The sequence below is a fragment of the Actinomadura sp. NPDC048394 genome, assembly GCF_040651755.1.
In the GTDB taxonomy this organism is placed as follows: Bacteria; Actinomycetota; Actinomycetes; order Streptosporangiales; family Streptosporangiaceae; genus Spirillospora; species Spirillospora montaniterrae.
The window spans coordinates 94,133-110,140 of the sequence record NZ_JBEZJL010000027.1 but is presented as its reverse complement, the minus strand read 5'-3'; the positions used below and the strand labels follow the sequence as shown (position 1 = coordinate 110,140).

Here is a 16,008-nt window from a genome sequence, read left to right as displayed (position 1 = left end):
GCGGCGGGCGCCAGCCGGTCGCGGCGAGTGTCAGGAGGCGTGACGGCGGTCAGGCGGTCGCGACGACGGGGAGGCCCGCGAGGGACTCGGCGCGGTACTCGTCGTCGATCAGCACGACGTGCCGTCCGGCGGCGGCCAGGATCGACGCCGCGATGGAGGCCCGGTAGCCGCTCTGGCAGTGCACCCAGACCTCTCCCGGCGGGACGTCGTCCAGGCGCTGGAGCAGGTCGTGGAGCGGGATGTGCGCGGCGCCGTCGATGCGGGACGCGGCCCGCTCCTGGTCGCGGCGGACGTCCAGGACCGCGACCGGACGGTGGTGGCGGACGGACGCGAGGTCGGCGAACGTCGCGGTCGGCAGGGTCCTCGGGTCGCCGGCCGACCAGTCCCCGGGGCCGCCGGTCGCGGCCGCGGCGGGCCGGTCGATGCCGATGCGGACCAGTTCGCGCTGCGCCGCCGCGACGTCCTGCGGCGTCTCGCCCAGCAGGGTCACCGGCGTCCCCCAGGGGATGAGCCAGCCGAGGTAGGTGGCGAAGGCGCCGTCGAGCCCGAAGCTGAGCGCGCCCGCGGCGTGCCCGGCCGCGAACGCCGTGCGGCTGCGCAGGTCCACGACCCATTCACCCGCGTCGATCCGGTTCCGGATCTCCGCCGCGTCCGCGCGGTGCGGCTCGGACAGGTCCGGGGCGCCCGGGCCGGCGGTGTTCAGCGGTTCCGTGTGCGCGTAGTACGCCGGGAACGCGTCGAGCCCGGCGAGCAGCTCCTCGACGTACTCCTGCTCGTCCAGGGTCAGGACCGGGTTCGCCTGCCTCTCCCGCCCGATGGTGGACGCGGTGGCCCGCGACTGCGTCGAGGAGCAGAAGCTGCCGAACCCGTGCGTCGGGAAGATCTCCGCGTCCTCGGGGAGCTCGCGCGCCAGCCGGTGGGCGGAGCCGTACTGGGCGTGGACGAGCGCGCCGGTGTGCTCCGGGCCGAGCAGGTCGGGCCTGCCCGTCGAGCCGTACAGCAGGGATCCGCCGGTGAACACGGCGGGAGCGCGTCCCGGCGCCTCCAGCACGTACGACAGGTGGGTGAAGGTGTGGCCGGGAGTCGCGATCGCGCGGACGCGCATCTCCTCGCCGACCGCGACGACGTCGCCGTCGCCCACCGGGTGGCGGTCGAACGCGACGGGGTCGGCCGCGTTGACGTGGTAGGCGGCCCCGGTCGCCCGCGCGAGCGCGAGCCCGCCGGTCACGTAGTCGTTGTGGATGTGGGTCTCGAAGACGTCGGTGACGGTGACGCCCCGCTCGCCCGCCAGGTCCAGGACCCGGTCGATGTCGCGCTGCGGGTCGACGACGAAGGCGACGCGCCCGTCCGTGACGAGGTAGCCGCGGTCGCCCAGGGCCGGCGTGTCGATGGAGACGATCTCGATCAACGTGCCCTCCTCCGGTGTCGGATATATACCCCAGGGGGTATCTCTCGGCGCCAGGTTAGCCCGCCGCGCGCGCGGCCTGCAAATACCCCATGGGGTATCTCATCTCACAGTGAACCCGCACGTGGGGCCGCCTTTGCCGGATGCCGGCGACCCGCCGGCCGAGATACCCTGGGGGGTAACCGGGAGGAGACGCATGGAGCTCGAGCGGGATTCACTGGCCGACGTCATCGTGCGGTTGAAGCGCGCCCAGGGGCAGCTCGGCGGCGTGATCCAGATGATCGAGAACGAGCGCGACTGCAAGGACGTGATCACGCAGCTCGCCGCGGTGTCCCGGGCGCTGAACCGGGCCGGATTCAAGATCATCGCCACCGGCCTGGAGCAGTGCGTCGCCCAGGGCGACGACCCGGCGCGGGCCGCGGCCGACCGGGCCCAGCTGGAGAAGCTCTTCCTCACCCTCGCCTGACCGGCCGCCCGCGCCCGCCGTCCCGTCAGGGCAGCGGGAACCCCAGCTCGCGGCCCTGCGCGCGCAGCTCGTCGCGGGCCGACGGGTGCGCCACGTTGTCGATGATCTGCTCGGCCTGGGACGCGGCGTCGTTGCCCCAGACCGTCGCCGTGCCCTGCTCGCTGACGATGTAGCTGTGCTGGAACGAGGTCACCGGGCCGGCCAGCCGCGCGATCACGGTGGAGACGTCCGCGCGGGGATGCCACGACGGCAGGGCGATGATCGCGTGCCCGCCGGGGGAGTGCAGCGCGCCGACGACGAAGTCGGTCTGCCCGCCGAAGCCCGAGTAGATCGTCCCGCGCACGCGGCTGGCGTTGGCCTGCGCGAACAGGTCGACCTGGAGCGCGGAGTTCAACGAGACCATGCGGGGCCGGCGGGCGATGAGGCCCGGGTCGTTGGTCTTCTCGGTGCGCAGCATCCGGATCCGGTCGTTGCGGTCGGCCCAGTCGTACAGCTCGCGGCCCCCGAAGGCGAACGAGGCGGTGATCGGGGAGCCGGTGTCGAGCGCACCGGCCTTCTCCAGCGCCAGGACGCCGTCGCTGAACATCTCCGACCAGACGCCGAGGCCGCGGCGGTCCAGCAGGGAGGCGAGCACCGCGTCCGGGACGGCGCCGATGCCGAGCTGGAGCGTGGCGTGCTCGGGGACGAGCCGCGCGACCCGCTCCCCGATCCGGTGGGCGACCTCGCCGGGCTCGCGCGGCGCCGGCGAGGCGAGCGGCTCCTCGGCCTCGATCGCGTAGTCGATCTCGTCCTCGGCCAGGACGGCGTCGCCGAAGGTGTACGGCATCCGCGGGTTGAGCTGCGCGACGACCAGGCCGCCGCGGGCCCGGACCGCCTCGATCGCCGCCGGGAGGATGTTGACCTCGATGCCCAGCGAGACGGTCCCGGCGGACGCCGGCGAGGTCTGCACGATCACCACGTCCGGCGGCAGCGACTCCTTGAGCAGGTTCGGGACCAGCGACAGCCGCGACGGGAAGTACCGCAGGTTCGCGCGGCCGCGCATCCCGGCCCCGACGAACGGCGTCTCCAGGTCGACCCCCTCGCGGTCCGGGATGCCGCCCTGGGCGTTGAGCATGAACAGGCGGTACTCGCCGATCGCGGCGTCGGCGATCTCCAGGGCGCGCCGCGGCGTGGCGAAGTTACCGCCCGCCACGATCCTCGGACGTCCCGGCAGGCCGGCCAGCACCCGGGCGAGATGCCGCTCTGAGATGACGCGCATGCAGATCCCTTTCCCTGGCTACCGGAGGCCGCATCAAGAAGCGGCGGTCGAACCCGCCGCCGCGGCGTGGCCGGCGCTGCCGTCCATCAGGCCGAGCAGCCGCGGAAGGTCGCGCATGTCGTCGAAGACGACCGTTCCGGGTCCTTCGAGCCAGTCCGCCGGGGTCAGGCCGCCGGCATATCCGAGGACGCGCATCCCGGCGGCGCGGGCCGCCTGCACGCCGTAGCGGCTGTCCTCCACCACGACGCAGCGGCCGGGGGCGACGCCCATCTCGCGGGCGGCGAGGAGGAACAGGTCCGGTGCGGGCTTGCCGTGCGCGACCTGCGTCGCGCTGAAGATGCGGCCCTCGAAGTGCGCGTGCAGGCCCGTCCGGCCGAGCGTGTGGCGCATCTTGGCGTGGCTGCCGCTGGACGCGACGCAGGTCGGCAGGGTGATCGCCGCGAGCGCCCCGGCGATGCCGTCGACCGGCGCGAGTTCCGCGTCCACCGCCTCCCGGTGCAGCCGCTCGAACCGGCGGCCCGCCTCGGCGGCCCGCTCCGGGCCGAGCCGCGCCTCGATCAGCTCGTTGATCGACGCGGTCGACCGGCCCACGAACCGCTCGGTCACCTCCGCCTCGCTCACCGGCCAGCCGAGTGCGGTCAGCACCGCGACGTGGGTGCGCACCGCGATGGGCTCGCTGTCGACCAGCACGCCGTCGCAGTCGAAGATCACCAGCTCGATCGAATCCGTCACGAGGTACTTATACATGCATACGGGCAGTTCGGTGCGTATGGGCGACGTGGCACCGCGTCCAGGATCGACCAGAAGACCACGGGAGGAAACGCCCCTTCAGTAGGGTGTGATCATTCTTCGGGCGAACGCCGCGCCGCCGCGGGGCGGAGCCGGCCGGCTGACAAGGAGTTCTGAGGCGTGGTCGTCACCTTCGACACAACCGGCCTGCAGCGCGTCGACGAGACGACCTGGATGCATCCCGGCACCGGCGATCGGATCATCCAGCAGGTCACGAACTCCCCGCTGGGGGAGCCCGTCTGGCTGGAGGACGTCCCGGCCATGCGCCGCAACCTGGCCACCGGGTACGCGCAGATGGGCTGCCTCATCGAGGCCGAACCGGTGCTGCTCGGCGGCGTCCGCGGCGTGGTCCAGCTGGTGAAGGTGCCGATCCCGAACGCCCCGGCGGGCCTGGTCTTCCTGGCGAACATCTTCCTGGCCAAGGCCGACCGCTACGTGATGTTCGGCTGCTCCGCCGCGGAGCAGGGCATCACCGGGATGCGCGAAACGACGATCATGGCCACGCTCGGCGTGGGCCTGGACGGCTGGGTCCTCCCGCACCCGTACGCCCCCGAGGTGCGGAGCGCGCTGCCGTTCCACCGCGGCGACGACCCGGCGTGGGACGCGCAGTACCCCGACCATCCGCTGACGCGGGTGCGGGCGTGGGTGCGGTGGGTGACGGCCACGGCGACCGTCGACCCGGCCTTCGCGGCGTTGCCCGAGTTCGTGCCCAGCCGCCCGGGCCCGGGCGCCGGCCACCACGGCTGACCGACCGGGGCGGCGATGAGCCCGATGAGCCCGATGCGGTCGAGGGGCTGAGGACGCGTGGCGGCGGGCGACGCGTGGCGGGTCGGCCAGGTCGTCGACGGGCGCTACAAGGTCCTGCAGGTCCACGAGGGCGGCGCGATGGGCGTCGTGTACCGCGTCCGGCACCTGGAATGGGCCACCGACCTGGCGGTGAAATGCCCGCGCCCGGAGCTGTTCACGGCCGAGGCGCAGCGGGACCGGTTCATCGCCGAGGCGGAGATCTGGGTGTCGCTGGGCCTCCACCCGAACGTGTGCGGCTGCCACTACGTCCGCGTCCTGGACGGGGTCCCGCGGGTGTTCGCCGAGTACGTGCCCGGCGGCAGCCTGCGCGACTGGATCGACGACCGCCGGCTGTACGCCGGCGGCCCGGCCGAGGCGCTCGCCCGGATCCTGGACGTGGCGGTGCAGTTCGCGTGGGGGCTCGCGCACGCCCACGACCGCGGCGTCGTGCACCAGGACGTCAAGCCCGCGAACGTGCTGATGGACGGCACCGCGGACCGGGCCGTCGCGAAGGTGACCGACTTCGGGCTGGCCAGGGCGCGGGCCGTCGCCGGATCGGCAGCGACGGCCCCGGACGGGCATCGCCCGACGGCCCCGGACGCCCCGCCGGGCGCGAGCATCATGGTGTCCACCAGCGGGTTGACCCCCGCCTATGCCTCGCCGGAACAGGCCGCCGGGCGGCCGGTGGGACGGCGCACCGACATCTACAGCTTCGCCGTGTCCGTGCTGGAGATGTTCACCGGCGGGATCACCTGGATGTCGGGGACGGTGGCGGGCGCCGCCCTCGCCGCGCGCCTTGAGGAGCCCGAGCCGGGGCTCCCCGACCCGCCCCCGGAACTGGCCGGCCTGCTCGGCCGGTGCCTGCGGCCGGACCCGGCCGAGCGGCCCGCGTCGCTGGACGAGGTCGCCGCCGAACTCGCGGAGATCCACCGGCGGGCGGCCGGGGCGTCCCGCCCGCGTCCGGCGCCCGTCGTCGCGGACCTGCGGGCCGACGAGCTCAACAACCGCGGCGTGTCCCTGCTCGACCTGGGCCGTCCGGCCGAGGCGGGCGAGGCGTTCGCCGCGGCGCTGGCCGCCGACCCGCAGCACCCGAACGCCACCTACAACGCCGGCCTGCTCCGGTGGCGGCGCGGCGAGTGCACCGATGAGGACCTCGTCTCGGCGGTCGCGGCCGCCGGCTCCGATGACGGTGACGGCCGCCGGCTGCTGGCGCAGGTGCACCGCGAACGCGGCGACCACGACCAGGCGGACGCGGTCCTCGGCCGCGACGCGATCGCCCGGCCCGGGCCGTCGGACGGCACGCGCCGCATCCCCTGGTACTCCTACGAGGAGCAGGTCGGGACGTTCCAGGGCATGCGGATCCCGCGGCAGCCCCCGAGGATGGGCGTCCGGTTCACCGGCGACGGCAGGCGCGCGGTCGTCGCGTGCGACGGCGTCCTGCGCGTCTGGGACGTCCGCGAGGGCCGGTGCCTGCGGGAACTGGCGGCCCCGGGCAGCGGGTTCACGTTCGACATCAGCGGGGACGGCCGGTCCGCGATCACGACCGGTCCGGACGCCGTGCACTTCTGGGACCTCGCCGGAGGGCGCCGCCTGCGGGCGATCGGCGCACCGCGGGACTGGAACCGGGCCATGTGGTCGTCGTCGGTGAGCCTTTCCGACGACGGGCGGACCGCCGCGTCCGCCGGGTACGACGGGACGGTCCTGGTGTGGGACTTCCCCGGCGGCGGGCTCCGGCTGGCGATCGACGGGCACCACGGCAGGGCCGTCACGGCGCTCAGCGGAGATGGGCGGTTCGTGCTCACCGCGGGCCGCCCGGACGGCACGGCGCGGATCTTCGACGTGGCGACGGGCCGCTGCGTCCACGTCCTCGACGCCCGCGTCCGCGACGGCTTCAAGGCGGTCGACGAGGTCTGCCTCGACACCGGTGGGAGCCGGGCCGCGCTGGCCGCGGGCGGGCGGATCCGCGTCTGGGACCTCCGCACGGGAGACGTCCACAGCCTGCCCGGGCATTCGCGCGTGGTCGGCTCGCTGTCGATCTCCGGCGGGTTCCTCGTGTCCGTGGGCGCGGACGACACCGTCCGGCTCTGGGCGCTCGACGGCGTCCAGTGCCTGCGCACCTACCGCGGCGACGGCCCCGTCCGGGCGGCTCACCTCGACACGGACGCGGGCGTGCTGATGACGGCCTGGCGGTCCGGCCTGCACTGGTGGACGGTCCCGCCGCGGCACGTCGCGCCGTTCCAGCTGAGCAGGCCGCGGGAGCACGCCGAGCTGACCGGGCTCGACGCCGCGGTGACGGACCTGATGGACCGGGCCCGCCGGGCGCCGGACCCCCGCACGGCCCTGGCGCTGCTCGCCGAGGCCAGGTCCGTCCCCGGATACGAGCGGGAACCGCGGCTGCTCGGCGCGTGGCGGGACCTCGGCCGCTCCGCGGTCCGGACCGGGCTCCGCTCGGTGTGGACGGCCGGCGTCTTCCCGGCCGACACCGCGCCCACCGCGGTCGCGCTGCACCCGGACGGCCGGATCGCCGTGTCCGGAGGGCAGGACGGCACCGTCCGGCTCTGGGACGTGGACGGCGGGACCTGCCTGCGCACGCTCGCGAAGCACCCGAGCGCCGTCAACGCCGCCGGGGTGAGCGGCGACGGAGCGCGGGCCGCGGCCGTGAGCCGCGACGGGACCGTCAGCGCGTGGTCGCTGGAGACCGGTGAGCGCATCGAGACGATCCAGCTCCTGGGTCCGCTCGGCGCGTCCGCCGCCGCGTTCGACCGCGACGCGCGGCTCGCCGCCGTGGCCGGGGCGGACGCGGTGATCCGGCTCTGGAACCTGGACACCGGCGAATGCGAACGGGAGATGCGCGGCCACGTCGGAAGGGTCGGCGCGCTCCACACCGCGCCGGGGCTGATCGCGTCCGCGGGAGCGGACGGCTCGGTCCGGCTGTGGGACCCGGAGACCGGGCGGTGCCTGCGGACCATGCACGGGCACACCGATCAGGCGCTGTCGGTCGCCCTGAGCCCGGACGGCCGCCGCGTCCTGTCCGCCGGCGGGTACACCGACCGGACGATCCGCCTGTGGGACACCGCGACCGGCGAGTGCCTCCGCGTCTTCGGCGACGAGCCCGACGATCCCCGGGGAGTCGACTCGGTGCCGTCCGTCCAGTCCAAACGGGTCCGCTTCACCCCGGACGGGCGGTTCGCGGTCTCCGGCGGATCCGACGCCGCGGTGCGGATCTGGGACCTCGGCGGGCGGTGCCTGCGCGTCCTCGACGGCCACAACGGGGCGGTGAACGCCGTCACCGTCAGCGCCGACGCCCGCTTCGCGCTCTCCGCGGGCACCGACGGGACCCTGCGCCGCTGGGAACTCGACTGGCACCTCCACCCCTGAGAACGGCCCCACCCGATGAACTGGAAAGAACGCGCGCTCGGCACGGTCATAGGCTCAGCGGCAGGCGACGCACTGGGAGCACCATTCGAGTTCGGCCCACCAGGCGCGTTCTCCGCTCGCTTCCCCGAGCCCGGCGCGGGCGGCGAGATGTGCGGCGGCGGAGGCTGGGACCCGGGTGAGGCGACGGACGACACGCAGATGGCGGTGCTGGTCGCGGATTCCCTGATCGACCGCGGCGGGCTGGACCTGCCGGACATCTTCGCCCGCTTCCAGAGATGGGCAGCGTCCGAGCCGAAGGACATCGGGCTGCAGACCGAGGACGTCCTCACCAGCGGCATGCCGTGGGACCTGGCCGCCGCCGTCCACTTCCAGGTCAACCGTCGCGCTGCGGGCAACGGCTCGCTGATGCGCGCCGCCACGTCGGCGGTGCACTTCGCGCGCGCCGGGCAAGAGACCACCATGGACGCGGCCCGCCGCATCGCCGCCCTCACCCACGGGGACCGCGCGGCCTGGGAGGGCACCGCCGTCTTCCACGAGCTCGTCCGCCGCGCGCTGCACGGCGCTGATCCGCTCGCCGCGATCCCGGACGTCCTGGACGCGGTGCCCCTTGGACATCGCGAGCGGTATGCGGTCGTCCTCGCCCCCGATTGGCATCCCGACCAGGCCACGGAGTTCAACGGCGCCGTCTGGCCCTGCCTCGGCTCGGCGGTCTGCGCGCTGCGCACCACCGGCGGCTACGAGGAAGCGGTGCGGGCGGCGATCGACCTCGGCGGCGACACCGACACCGTCGCGGCGGTCACCGGCGGCCTCGCCGGCGCCCGCTACGGCCTGGACGCGATCCCGGCCCGCTGGACCGAGGCCCTCCACGTCCCCCTGCCGGGCTTCGGCGACCGTGTGCTGCGGCTGCCGGACCTCCTCGATCTCGCACGCCGCCTCATGACCTGACGTGAAGGTCGGCGGGGGCAAGGGGTGGTCAAGGGTGGTTGGTGGGCGGGGCAGGATCTCGGTGCGGGCGGGGGCATCGGGGGCGTCGCGGGAAGGGCACGGGTGGACCGACACATCTCGTGACCAGGGGAAAGCGGCATGACGGAACCCGGCTCTTCTCAGCAGCCCGGCTCTTCTCAGCAGCGCGACGCGCCGTTGCAGGGACGGACGGTGGTGGTGATCGGCGGGAGCTCGGGCATCGGGCGGGAGACGGCCCGCCTGGCGGGCGCCGAGGGCGCCGACGTCGTCCTGGTCGGCCGCGATCCGGAACGGCTGCGGGACGCGGCGTCCGACGTCCGCGCGGCGGGCACCGTGGCGTTCGACGCGACCGACCCCGAACGCCTCCAGCGGTTCTTCGACGGCCTGCCGGGCCCCGTCGACCACGTGATGGTGACGGCGGGGAGCAACTACTACGCGCGCCTGGCCGACCTCGACTTCGCGGAGGCGCAGCGACAGGTCGACGAGCACCTGTGGCTGCCGATCCGCATCGCCCGCGCGGCGGCCGCGCGGATGCCGGCGGGGGGTTCGCTGGTGTTCATGGGCGGGACCGGCGCGCGGCGTCCCGCGCTCGGGCTCGCGGTGTCGTCGCCGCTGACGGTGGCGCTTCCCGCGCTCGTCGCCGTGCTGGCGCTGGAGCTGGCGCCGGTCCGGGCCAACCTCATCGCCGCCGGTTTCGTGGACACGCCGCTGTCGGCGCGGTTGCTCGGCGACCAGTTGGAGCGGCGGCGCGAAGAGCTGCGCGGCTCCCTGCCGATCGGACGCGTCGTCCAGCCGGGCGACGTCGCGGCGCTGGCCCTGCACCTCATGGCCAACACGGCGGTGACCGGGGCGACCTTCGACATCGACGGCGGCCAGCAGTTCACCGGGTGACCGCACCGGTGGGAGGAGATCGTCATGGAATACCTCGTCCAGTTCCAGGTCGACGTCCCGGACGGGACTCCCGAGGACGACGTCGCCCGGCGGCAGGAGGCGGAGGCGGCCGCCGCGGCCGACCTGGCGGCGCGGGGCCACATCGCCCGGATCTGGTCGGTGCGGGACGAGTCGGGTGAACACCGGATCCTCGGGCTGTACCGCGCGGACGACCGTTCCCAGCTCGACGCCCTGCTCCGCGGCCTGCCGCTGTACGACTGGATGCGCGTCACCGTCAGGCCGCTGGACGCCCATCCCAACGATCCCGCCGCGGCCGGCGGGCGCTTGCCCGATCCCCGGCTGTCGCTGGTGTACCGGCTGGAAGCCGCCCTCGCCCCGCCGCTGGACGTGGGGGAGGCCGCCGGTGGACGCCGCCGTATCGTCGCGCTGACGGGCGGGACCTTCACCGGCCCGAGCCTCCGGGGTGTCCTGCTGCCCGGTGTGAGCGCCGACTGGCAGACCGTCCTGCCGGACGGCTCCGCGCTCGGCGACATCCGCTACACGCTGCGGACCGAGGGCGGCGATCTGCTCTCCGTCCGGTCGCGTTCGGTGCGCCACGGTAGCGCGGAGGTGCTCGCCCGGCTCGGCCGCGGTGAGGAGGTCGACCCGGGCGAGTACGTCTTCCGCGCCTCCACCCGCATCGAGACGGCCGCCCCTGATCTGGAGTGGCTGAACAAGGGCGTCTTCGTCACCGTCGGCGGCCGCCGCCCGGACGGGGTCGTGTACGAGACCTACCTCGCCGCCTAGCCGGAACCCAGCCAACCAAGCAGTTGCTTCTCATTCTTCCCGCTGCCAGCCTGGGACGATGGACGGCGTTGATCTGACCGATCTGGATCGGTTCGCTCGCGGGTTCCCGTACGAGGTCTTCGACGCGCTCCGGCGGGACGCGCCGGTCTGGTTCCATCCCGCGACCGCGAACACCCCGGGCGGCGAGGGGTTCTGGGTGATCAGCCGGTACGCCGACATCGTGGCCGCCGCGTCCGACGGCGCGGCGTTCTCCTCCGAGGGCGGGCCGGGACGCGACGGCGGCGGAACGCTCATCGAGGACCTTCCCGGCGGGTTCGCCGCGGGCGTCCTGCTGAACATGATGGACGACCCCCGGCACCAGCGGTTCCGGCGCCTGCTGACGCCGAGCCTGGCCCCGCGCGCGTTGCGGATGATCGAGGCCGACCTGCGGCGGCGCGCCGGGCGGATCGTGGACGCGGCGCTGGCGAAGGGCGACTGCGACTTCCTGACCGACGTCGCGGCCGAGCTGCCGTTGCAGGCCGTGGCGCAGCTGCTCGGCGTCCCGCAGGAGGACCGGCACCAATTGCTGCTGTGGGCCGACGCCACGCTCGACCATGAAGACCGGGGCCTGGGGGAGAGCACCGACCGCACCCGGCAGGCCGCGGCGGAGATGTTCGCCTACGGCTCGGCATTGCTGGAGCGCAAGCGCGCCGAACCGGCCGACGACCTGCTCTCGCTCGCGGCGCACGCCCGCATCGACGGGGACCCGCTGCCGGATCTCGAACAGCAGATGCTCTTCAACCTGCTGATCGCGGCGGGCAGCGAGACCACGCGGAACGCCATCGCCATCGGAATGCACGCCATGATCGACGACCCGGGGGCCTGGGCGCGGCTCCGGGACGACCGGGCGCGGCTCCCGGCCGCGGTCGAGGAGATGCTGAGGTGGGCCTCCCCGACGCCCTACAATCGCCGCACGGCGACCCGGGACGTCACGATGGGCGGCCGTCGGATCCGGGCGGGAGACAAGGTCACGCTCTGGTGGGCGTCGGCCAACCGCGACGACGAGGTCTTTCCCGACCCGTACCGCTTCGACATGGCGCGCACCCCGAACCCCCATCTGGCCCTGGGGCGCGGCGGCCATTTCTGCCTCGGCGCCGCGCTGGCCCGCGTGGAGATGCGCGTCGTCTTCGACACCCTCCTCGACCGGGTGGACTCGGTCGAACCGACCGGCCCGCTCGAATACACGAGAAGCAACAAGCATTCCGGCGTCCGCCACATGCCCGTCCGCCTCAGCCCCCGCTAGCGAGCCGGGCCGTCGCGACCGCCCGCGGGCGAGCCGCCGTACGGTGATCGCATGAAGATCTGCGTTTTCCTGTCCGCGGCCGACCTGTCCGAGACCTACACGAGGCCGGCGCGGGAGTTCGCCGAACTGATCGGCTCGGCCGGCCACACCCTGGTGTGGGGCGGCTCGAACACGGGCCTCATGAGGGTCGTGGCGGACGGCGTGCACGCGGCGGGCGGGCGGCTCATGGGGGTCTCGGTGCGGTTCCTGGCGGACAAGGTCCGGCCCGGCGTGGACGACATGGTGATCGCGGCGGACCTGGCCGAGCGCAAGCGGCTGCTCCTGGAGAAGGCGGACGCCGTGGTGATCATGGTGGGCGGGACCGGGACCCTGGACGAGGCGACCGAGATCCTGGAGCTGAAGAAGCACGGCCAGACGGAGATGCCGCTGGTGCTGCTGAACACCGCGGGCTTCTACGACGGGCTGAAGGCGCAGTTCAAGCGCATGGAGGACGAGGGGTTCCTGCCGCGGCCGCTCGCCGACCTGGTGTTCTTCGCCGACGAGCCGGCGAAGGCCATGGCCTACCTCGAGGAGTCGCGGTAGTCGGCGAAGGCCGGGGTGCCGGGTTCGGGGCGGAGCCGCAGGACGCGCGCGGCGAAGGAGATCGCGTGGTACCAGCCGCAGACCAGGAGCAGGTCCACGGCGGCCTCGTCGCCGACCGCGCCGGCCAGTTCCCGCCACTGGCCGTCCGACAGGTCGTTCGCCGTGCAGAGGGCGTCGACCGCGCGGAGCACCGCGCGGTCGGCGGGGTCGGTCCAGCAGCCGTCGTCCGGGCCGCCCGCGACTAGGGAGCGGATCTGCTCGTCGTCGAGCCCGGCCTTGCCGGCGAAGACCGCGATGTGGACGCCCCACTCGTACTCGGCTCCGCACCGCACCGTGGTGCGGTCGATCACCAGTTCCCGGTGCCGCAGGCTCAGGGCCGTCCGGCGGGACAGGTAGTACCGCCCCCACCCGTGGACGCCGTGCGCCCGCTCGGGCCGCCGGGCGAGCACCCTGAACAGGGCGATCGGCGGGCCCAGCGCCTCCAGCGCGGCGGCGGTCTCCGGGTCGTGGGGCGGTTCGACGGGGGCGACGCGCGGCGCTACCGTGTGCTTTGAAAATCGAGGCATGCGGCCACGCTAGCACCGGTGCTTCGGAAAAAGAAGCGCCCTTCCCGGGCGCCCGGCGACCGAAAGGAGCACGCCCATGGCGGACGGTCCGGCGGGCCCGCCGTCCACACCGCTGCCGGGACGGCCCGTCCGGGGCTCGGCGACCGGGCGGCCGATCATGGCGCTGTTCGACCTCCTCGGCCGGCGCTGGACGCTCCGCGTCATCTGGGAGCTCGCCCAGAGCCCCGCCGCCACCTTCCGCGAGCTCCAGCAGCGGTGCGACGGCGTCTCCTCCAGCGTGCTCGCCCAGCGGCTGGCGGAGCTGGACGAGGCCGCCATCGTCCGGCGCGGCGACCGCGGCTACACCCTGACCGAGGACGGCCGGGCGCTGTGCGCCGACCTCATGCGGCTCGAGACATGGGCCGAGCGGTGGGCGGCGAGGACGGCCTCATCGGCCGAATGAATGCCCGCCCCACCCCGGCTACATCTGGCTGAAGACGGTGAGCCACTCGGCCTCGCGCGGCCGGTAGCCGTACCGGTCTCTCAGCCCGGCGGCGACGGCGGGGATGTGGCCTGCCCCGTACACGACCGCGACGGTGATCGGTTCCTCGCTGCACTCCGCGTGGATCTCGCCGAGCGCGTCGAGCAGCAGCCGGTCGCGCCGGGCCGTCAGCGCCTCAATGACCGGGCCGTCGGCCAGCGCCTCGGCGCGGCTCGTCTTCGGCAGGTCGTCGACCTCGAGGTCCGTGTCCAGGAAGGCCCGCGGACCCCGCACCGTGAACACCAGGCCGAACACGGGAGCGGCCACCAGAAGCAGCGCGTACATCCAGCGGGGCAGGGTCTTGAGGTCGGCCGTGGCCTGGGCCGCGGTCACGTCGGGATTGAGCAGCGGGACGGCGGCGGGCAGCACGATCGCGTCCTTCTGCTCGACGAGGCCGTTGCGGCGCCGGCGCGGCGCGAACCGGTAGGCCAAGGTCAGGGCGCCCACCTGGCGGGAGTGGCCGCGGATCCCTTCGGCGACGATGACATCGCAGCCCTCCAGCCGGGCCCTGACCTGGGCGTAGAACGCCGGTGAGGCGACGTGGAGCATGGGGAAGAGCACGAACCGCAAGGGCGTGTCCCCGCGCCGCATGGTGATCACGGCCGACCGGACCCCGAAACCGGTCACCTCGATGATCTGCATGATCGCCCCGCCTCCGGCGCACCCACCCGGCCCCTGGCAGCAACTATCGGACCGGCGCTCCACCAGGACAAGACGAGCCCCGCGGAAGCGGCCGTCCACTGGCGGCCAGTACGCCATGCGGGGCACGCGGACGCGGCCACGATCGTCGCCGCGGTCGTCCTGCCCGGCATGCGCCGCTTCTCCGGCACAATGTGGGGAGGACGGAGGTGGCCGTGTGGCCGGACTGGCTGGATCGCTCGAGCGCTCCATCATGGACGTGCTGTGGGCGGCGCCCGGTCCGCTGCGGATCCGCGAGCTGCTGGCCAGGCTGAACGAGAACGCCGACAAGGCGCTGGCCTACAACACGGTGCAGACGGTCGCCGAGCGCCTGGCGCAGAAGGGGATGCTGCAGCGCACGCAGGACGGCCTGGCCTTCCGCTACAGCCCCACCCGGGCGCGCGAGGAGTACGCCGTCGAGCTGATGCTGGACGTGCTGACCGACGCCCCGGACCACGGCGCGATCCTGGCGAGGTTCGCCGAGAGCGTCCCGCCCGAGGACGCCCGGCGGCTGCTGGAGGTCCTCCGCCGCCGCGCCTCCGACGACCGGGCCTGAGCGCGTGCTGTTCCCGGTGCTCGCCCTGGCGGTGTCGGCCGTCCTGCTGGGCCTTCTCGCGGGGCCGGTGCTCGACCGGTCGCGCCGGCGGCCCGCCGGGCCGGGGGTGGCGATCGCCTGCTGGACGGCGGCTCTGGCGGGGACCTTCATCGCGAACGCGGCCGTCGTGGTGGTCGCGCTGATCGCGCCGCCCGGGCCCGGTCACGGTCTCCTGCAGTGGCTGCGCGACTGCCTGCCGCACCACGGGGCGCCGGCCGTGGCCATGGCCGCGGCGGCGACGCTGGTCCTGATGACGGCCTGCTGCTCGCGGCTGGCGAGCGGCCTTCCGCGGCTCGGCCGGGCCGTCCGCCGCCGCCGTCGGCACCGGGAGATGCTGCGGCTGGTCGCCCGGGAGGACGGCCGGCACGCCGACGTCCTGGTGCTCGATCACCCCGTCCCGGTGGCGTACTCGCTTCCCGCGCGGCGGCGGCCGATCGTGGTGAGCACGGGCGCGCAGGAGGCGCTCACCGACGCCGAGCTCGGCGCGGTCCTGGCGCACGAGCGCGCTCACCTGCGGCAGCGCCACCACGCGCTGCTGCTCATGCTGGATCTCGTCCATGCGCTCCTGCCGTGGCTGCCGACGGTCCGGCGCGCGAAGGCGAGGCTGCCGCTCCTGCTGGAGATGGCCGCGGACGACGCCGCCGCGAGCGTGTACGGGCGGCGGACGCTGGTCGACGCGCTGTGCCGGCTGTCGGCCGCGCCGGGCGCGGCGGGCGCGCTGGGCGCGGCGGGGGAGTCCGGACCGGCGGCGCTGGTCGAGCGGGTGCTGCGACTGGAGACGTCGGCCCCCGTGCGGCCGCGCCGGTCCGTCCGGCTCGCGGCCTGCGCGTTCGCGGCCGTGGCCGTCGCCACGCCGCTGCTGGTGGGCGCCGTGGCGATCGCGGAGCTGTCCACGACCTGCTGAGGGGCTTGTCAGGTTATCGGCTGAATTCTGGTACTCGGGTGGCGTGCGGGCGCCCGACCTCCTACGCTCCGTAGGAGGTCGCGGCGACGCGTCCCCGCCGGGGACGGCCGGCGGCCCCGCCGGACCCCGCGGACGCCGTCCCGGCAGGCGGTACTGGAG

General features: G+C 74.3%; 16 protein-coding genes. 11 read left to right on the top strand and 5 right to left on the bottom strand.

Annotated features, from left to right (window positions below):
- Positions 1 to 49: 49 nt before the first annotated feature.
- Positions 50 to 1,408, bottom strand: coding sequence for an MBL fold metallo-hydrolase (locus AB0C78_RS21390; RefSeq protein WP_360750481.1), 1,359 nt, complete (start codon positions 1,406 to 1,408; stop codon positions 50 to 52).
- A gap of 193 nt (positions 1,409 to 1,601) precedes the next feature.
- On the opposite strand from AB0C78_RS21390, the gene AB0C78_RS21385 reads away from it, so the two are divergent.
- Positions 1,602 to 1,871 carry a metal-sensitive transcriptional regulator gene (locus AB0C78_RS21385; RefSeq protein ID WP_360750479.1) on the top strand — a complete coding sequence of 90 codons (270 nt, stop codon included), beginning with the start codon at positions 1,602 to 1,604 and terminating at the stop codon, positions 1,869 to 1,871.
- Positions 1,872 to 1,896: 25 nt separating this feature from the next.
- Here the strand turns inward: AB0C78_RS21385 and AB0C78_RS21380 are convergent, their stop codons facing one another.
- Both AB0C78_RS21380 and AB0C78_RS21375 read right to left on the bottom strand, forming a co-directional pair.
- Positions 1,897 to 3,129 (bottom strand): acetyl-CoA hydrolase/transferase C-terminal domain-containing protein, encoded by a 1,233-nt coding sequence (locus AB0C78_RS21380; RefSeq protein ID WP_360750477.1) that lies wholly within the window; start codon positions 3,127 to 3,129, stop codon positions 1,897 to 1,899.
- A gap of 33 nt (positions 3,130 to 3,162) precedes the next feature.
- Complete coding sequence (locus AB0C78_RS21375; protein WP_360750475.1) at positions 3,163 to 3,861, bottom strand: HAD family hydrolase; 699 nt, start codon at positions 3,859 to 3,861, stop codon at positions 3,163 to 3,165.
- A gap of 177 nt (positions 3,862 to 4,038) precedes the next feature.
- Here AB0C78_RS21375 and AB0C78_RS21370 point away from each other — a divergent pair, with 177 nt between their 5' ends.
- From AB0C78_RS21370 to AB0C78_RS21340, 7 genes are all read left to right on the top strand, one after another.
- On the top strand, positions 4,039 to 4,665 hold the full coding sequence (locus AB0C78_RS21370) for a hypothetical protein (protein ID WP_360750473.1): 627 nt from the start codon (positions 4,039 to 4,041) through the stop codon (positions 4,663 to 4,665).
- Between the two features lie 57 nt (positions 4,666 to 4,722).
- Positions 4,723 to 8,082, top strand: a complete 3,360-nt coding sequence (locus AB0C78_RS21365; RefSeq protein WP_360750471.1) for a serine/threonine-protein kinase — start codon at positions 4,723 to 4,725, stop codon at positions 8,080 to 8,082.
- A 15-nt stretch (positions 8,083 to 8,097) separates the two neighbouring features.
- Positions 8,098 to 9,027: an ADP-ribosylglycohydrolase family protein gene (locus AB0C78_RS21360; protein WP_360750469.1), complete on the top strand. Its 930-nt coding sequence runs from the start codon at positions 8,098 to 8,100 to the stop codon at positions 9,025 to 9,027.
- Positions 9,028 to 9,165: 138 nt separating this feature from the next.
- On the top strand, positions 9,166 to 9,936 hold the full coding sequence (locus tag AB0C78_RS21355; protein WP_360750467.1) for an SDR family oxidoreductase: 771 nt from the start codon (positions 9,166 to 9,168) through the stop codon (positions 9,934 to 9,936).
- 24 nt (positions 9,937 to 9,960) lie between these two features.
- On the top strand, positions 9,961 to 10,722 hold the full coding sequence (locus AB0C78_RS21350) for a muconolactone Delta-isomerase family protein (RefSeq protein ID WP_360750465.1): 762 nt from the start codon (positions 9,961 to 9,963) through the stop codon (positions 10,720 to 10,722).
- A 58-nt stretch (positions 10,723 to 10,780) separates the two neighbouring features.
- Positions 10,781 to 12,004, top strand: a complete 1,224-nt coding sequence (locus AB0C78_RS21345; protein WP_360750463.1) for a cytochrome P450 — start codon at positions 10,781 to 10,783, stop codon at positions 12,002 to 12,004.
- Between the two features lie 51 nt (positions 12,005 to 12,055).
- Positions 12,056 to 12,586 (top strand): TIGR00730 family Rossman fold protein, encoded by a 531-nt coding sequence (locus AB0C78_RS21340; protein ID WP_360750461.1) that lies wholly within the window; start codon positions 12,056 to 12,058, stop codon positions 12,584 to 12,586.
- Here the strand turns inward: AB0C78_RS21340 and AB0C78_RS21335 are convergent.
- Positions 12,565 to 13,152, bottom strand: coding sequence for a carboxymuconolactone decarboxylase family protein (locus tag AB0C78_RS21335; RefSeq protein ID WP_360750459.1), 588 nt, complete (start codon positions 13,150 to 13,152; stop codon positions 12,565 to 12,567). The genes AB0C78_RS21340 and AB0C78_RS21335 overlap by 22 nt on opposite strands.
- A gap of 76 nt (positions 13,153 to 13,228) precedes the next feature.
- On the opposite strand from AB0C78_RS21335, the gene AB0C78_RS21330 reads away from it, so the two are divergent.
- Positions 13,229 to 13,594 (top strand): helix-turn-helix domain-containing protein, encoded by a 366-nt coding sequence (locus AB0C78_RS21330; protein WP_360750457.1) that lies wholly within the window; start codon positions 13,229 to 13,231, stop codon positions 13,592 to 13,594.
- Positions 13,595 to 13,612: 18 nt separating this feature from the next.
- Here AB0C78_RS21330 and AB0C78_RS21325 read toward each other — a convergent pair whose 3' ends face one another.
- Positions 13,613 to 14,314: a hypothetical protein gene (locus AB0C78_RS21325; RefSeq protein ID WP_360750455.1), complete on the bottom strand. Its 702-nt coding sequence runs from the start codon at positions 14,312 to 14,314 to the stop codon at positions 13,613 to 13,615.
- Between the two features lie 214 nt (positions 14,315 to 14,528).
- Here AB0C78_RS21325 and AB0C78_RS21320 point away from each other — a divergent pair, with 214 nt between their 5' ends.
- Complete coding sequence (locus AB0C78_RS21320) at positions 14,529 to 14,906, top strand: BlaI/MecI/CopY family transcriptional regulator (RefSeq protein WP_360750453.1); 378 nt, start codon at positions 14,529 to 14,531, stop codon at positions 14,904 to 14,906.
- Positions 14,907 to 14,910: 4 nt separating this feature from the next.
- A complete protein-coding gene (locus AB0C78_RS21315) occupies positions 14,911 to 15,849 on the top strand; it encodes a M56 family metallopeptidase (protein WP_360750451.1) in 939 nt (312 codons plus the stop codon).
- Positions 15,850 to 16,008: the final 159 nt, after the last annotated feature.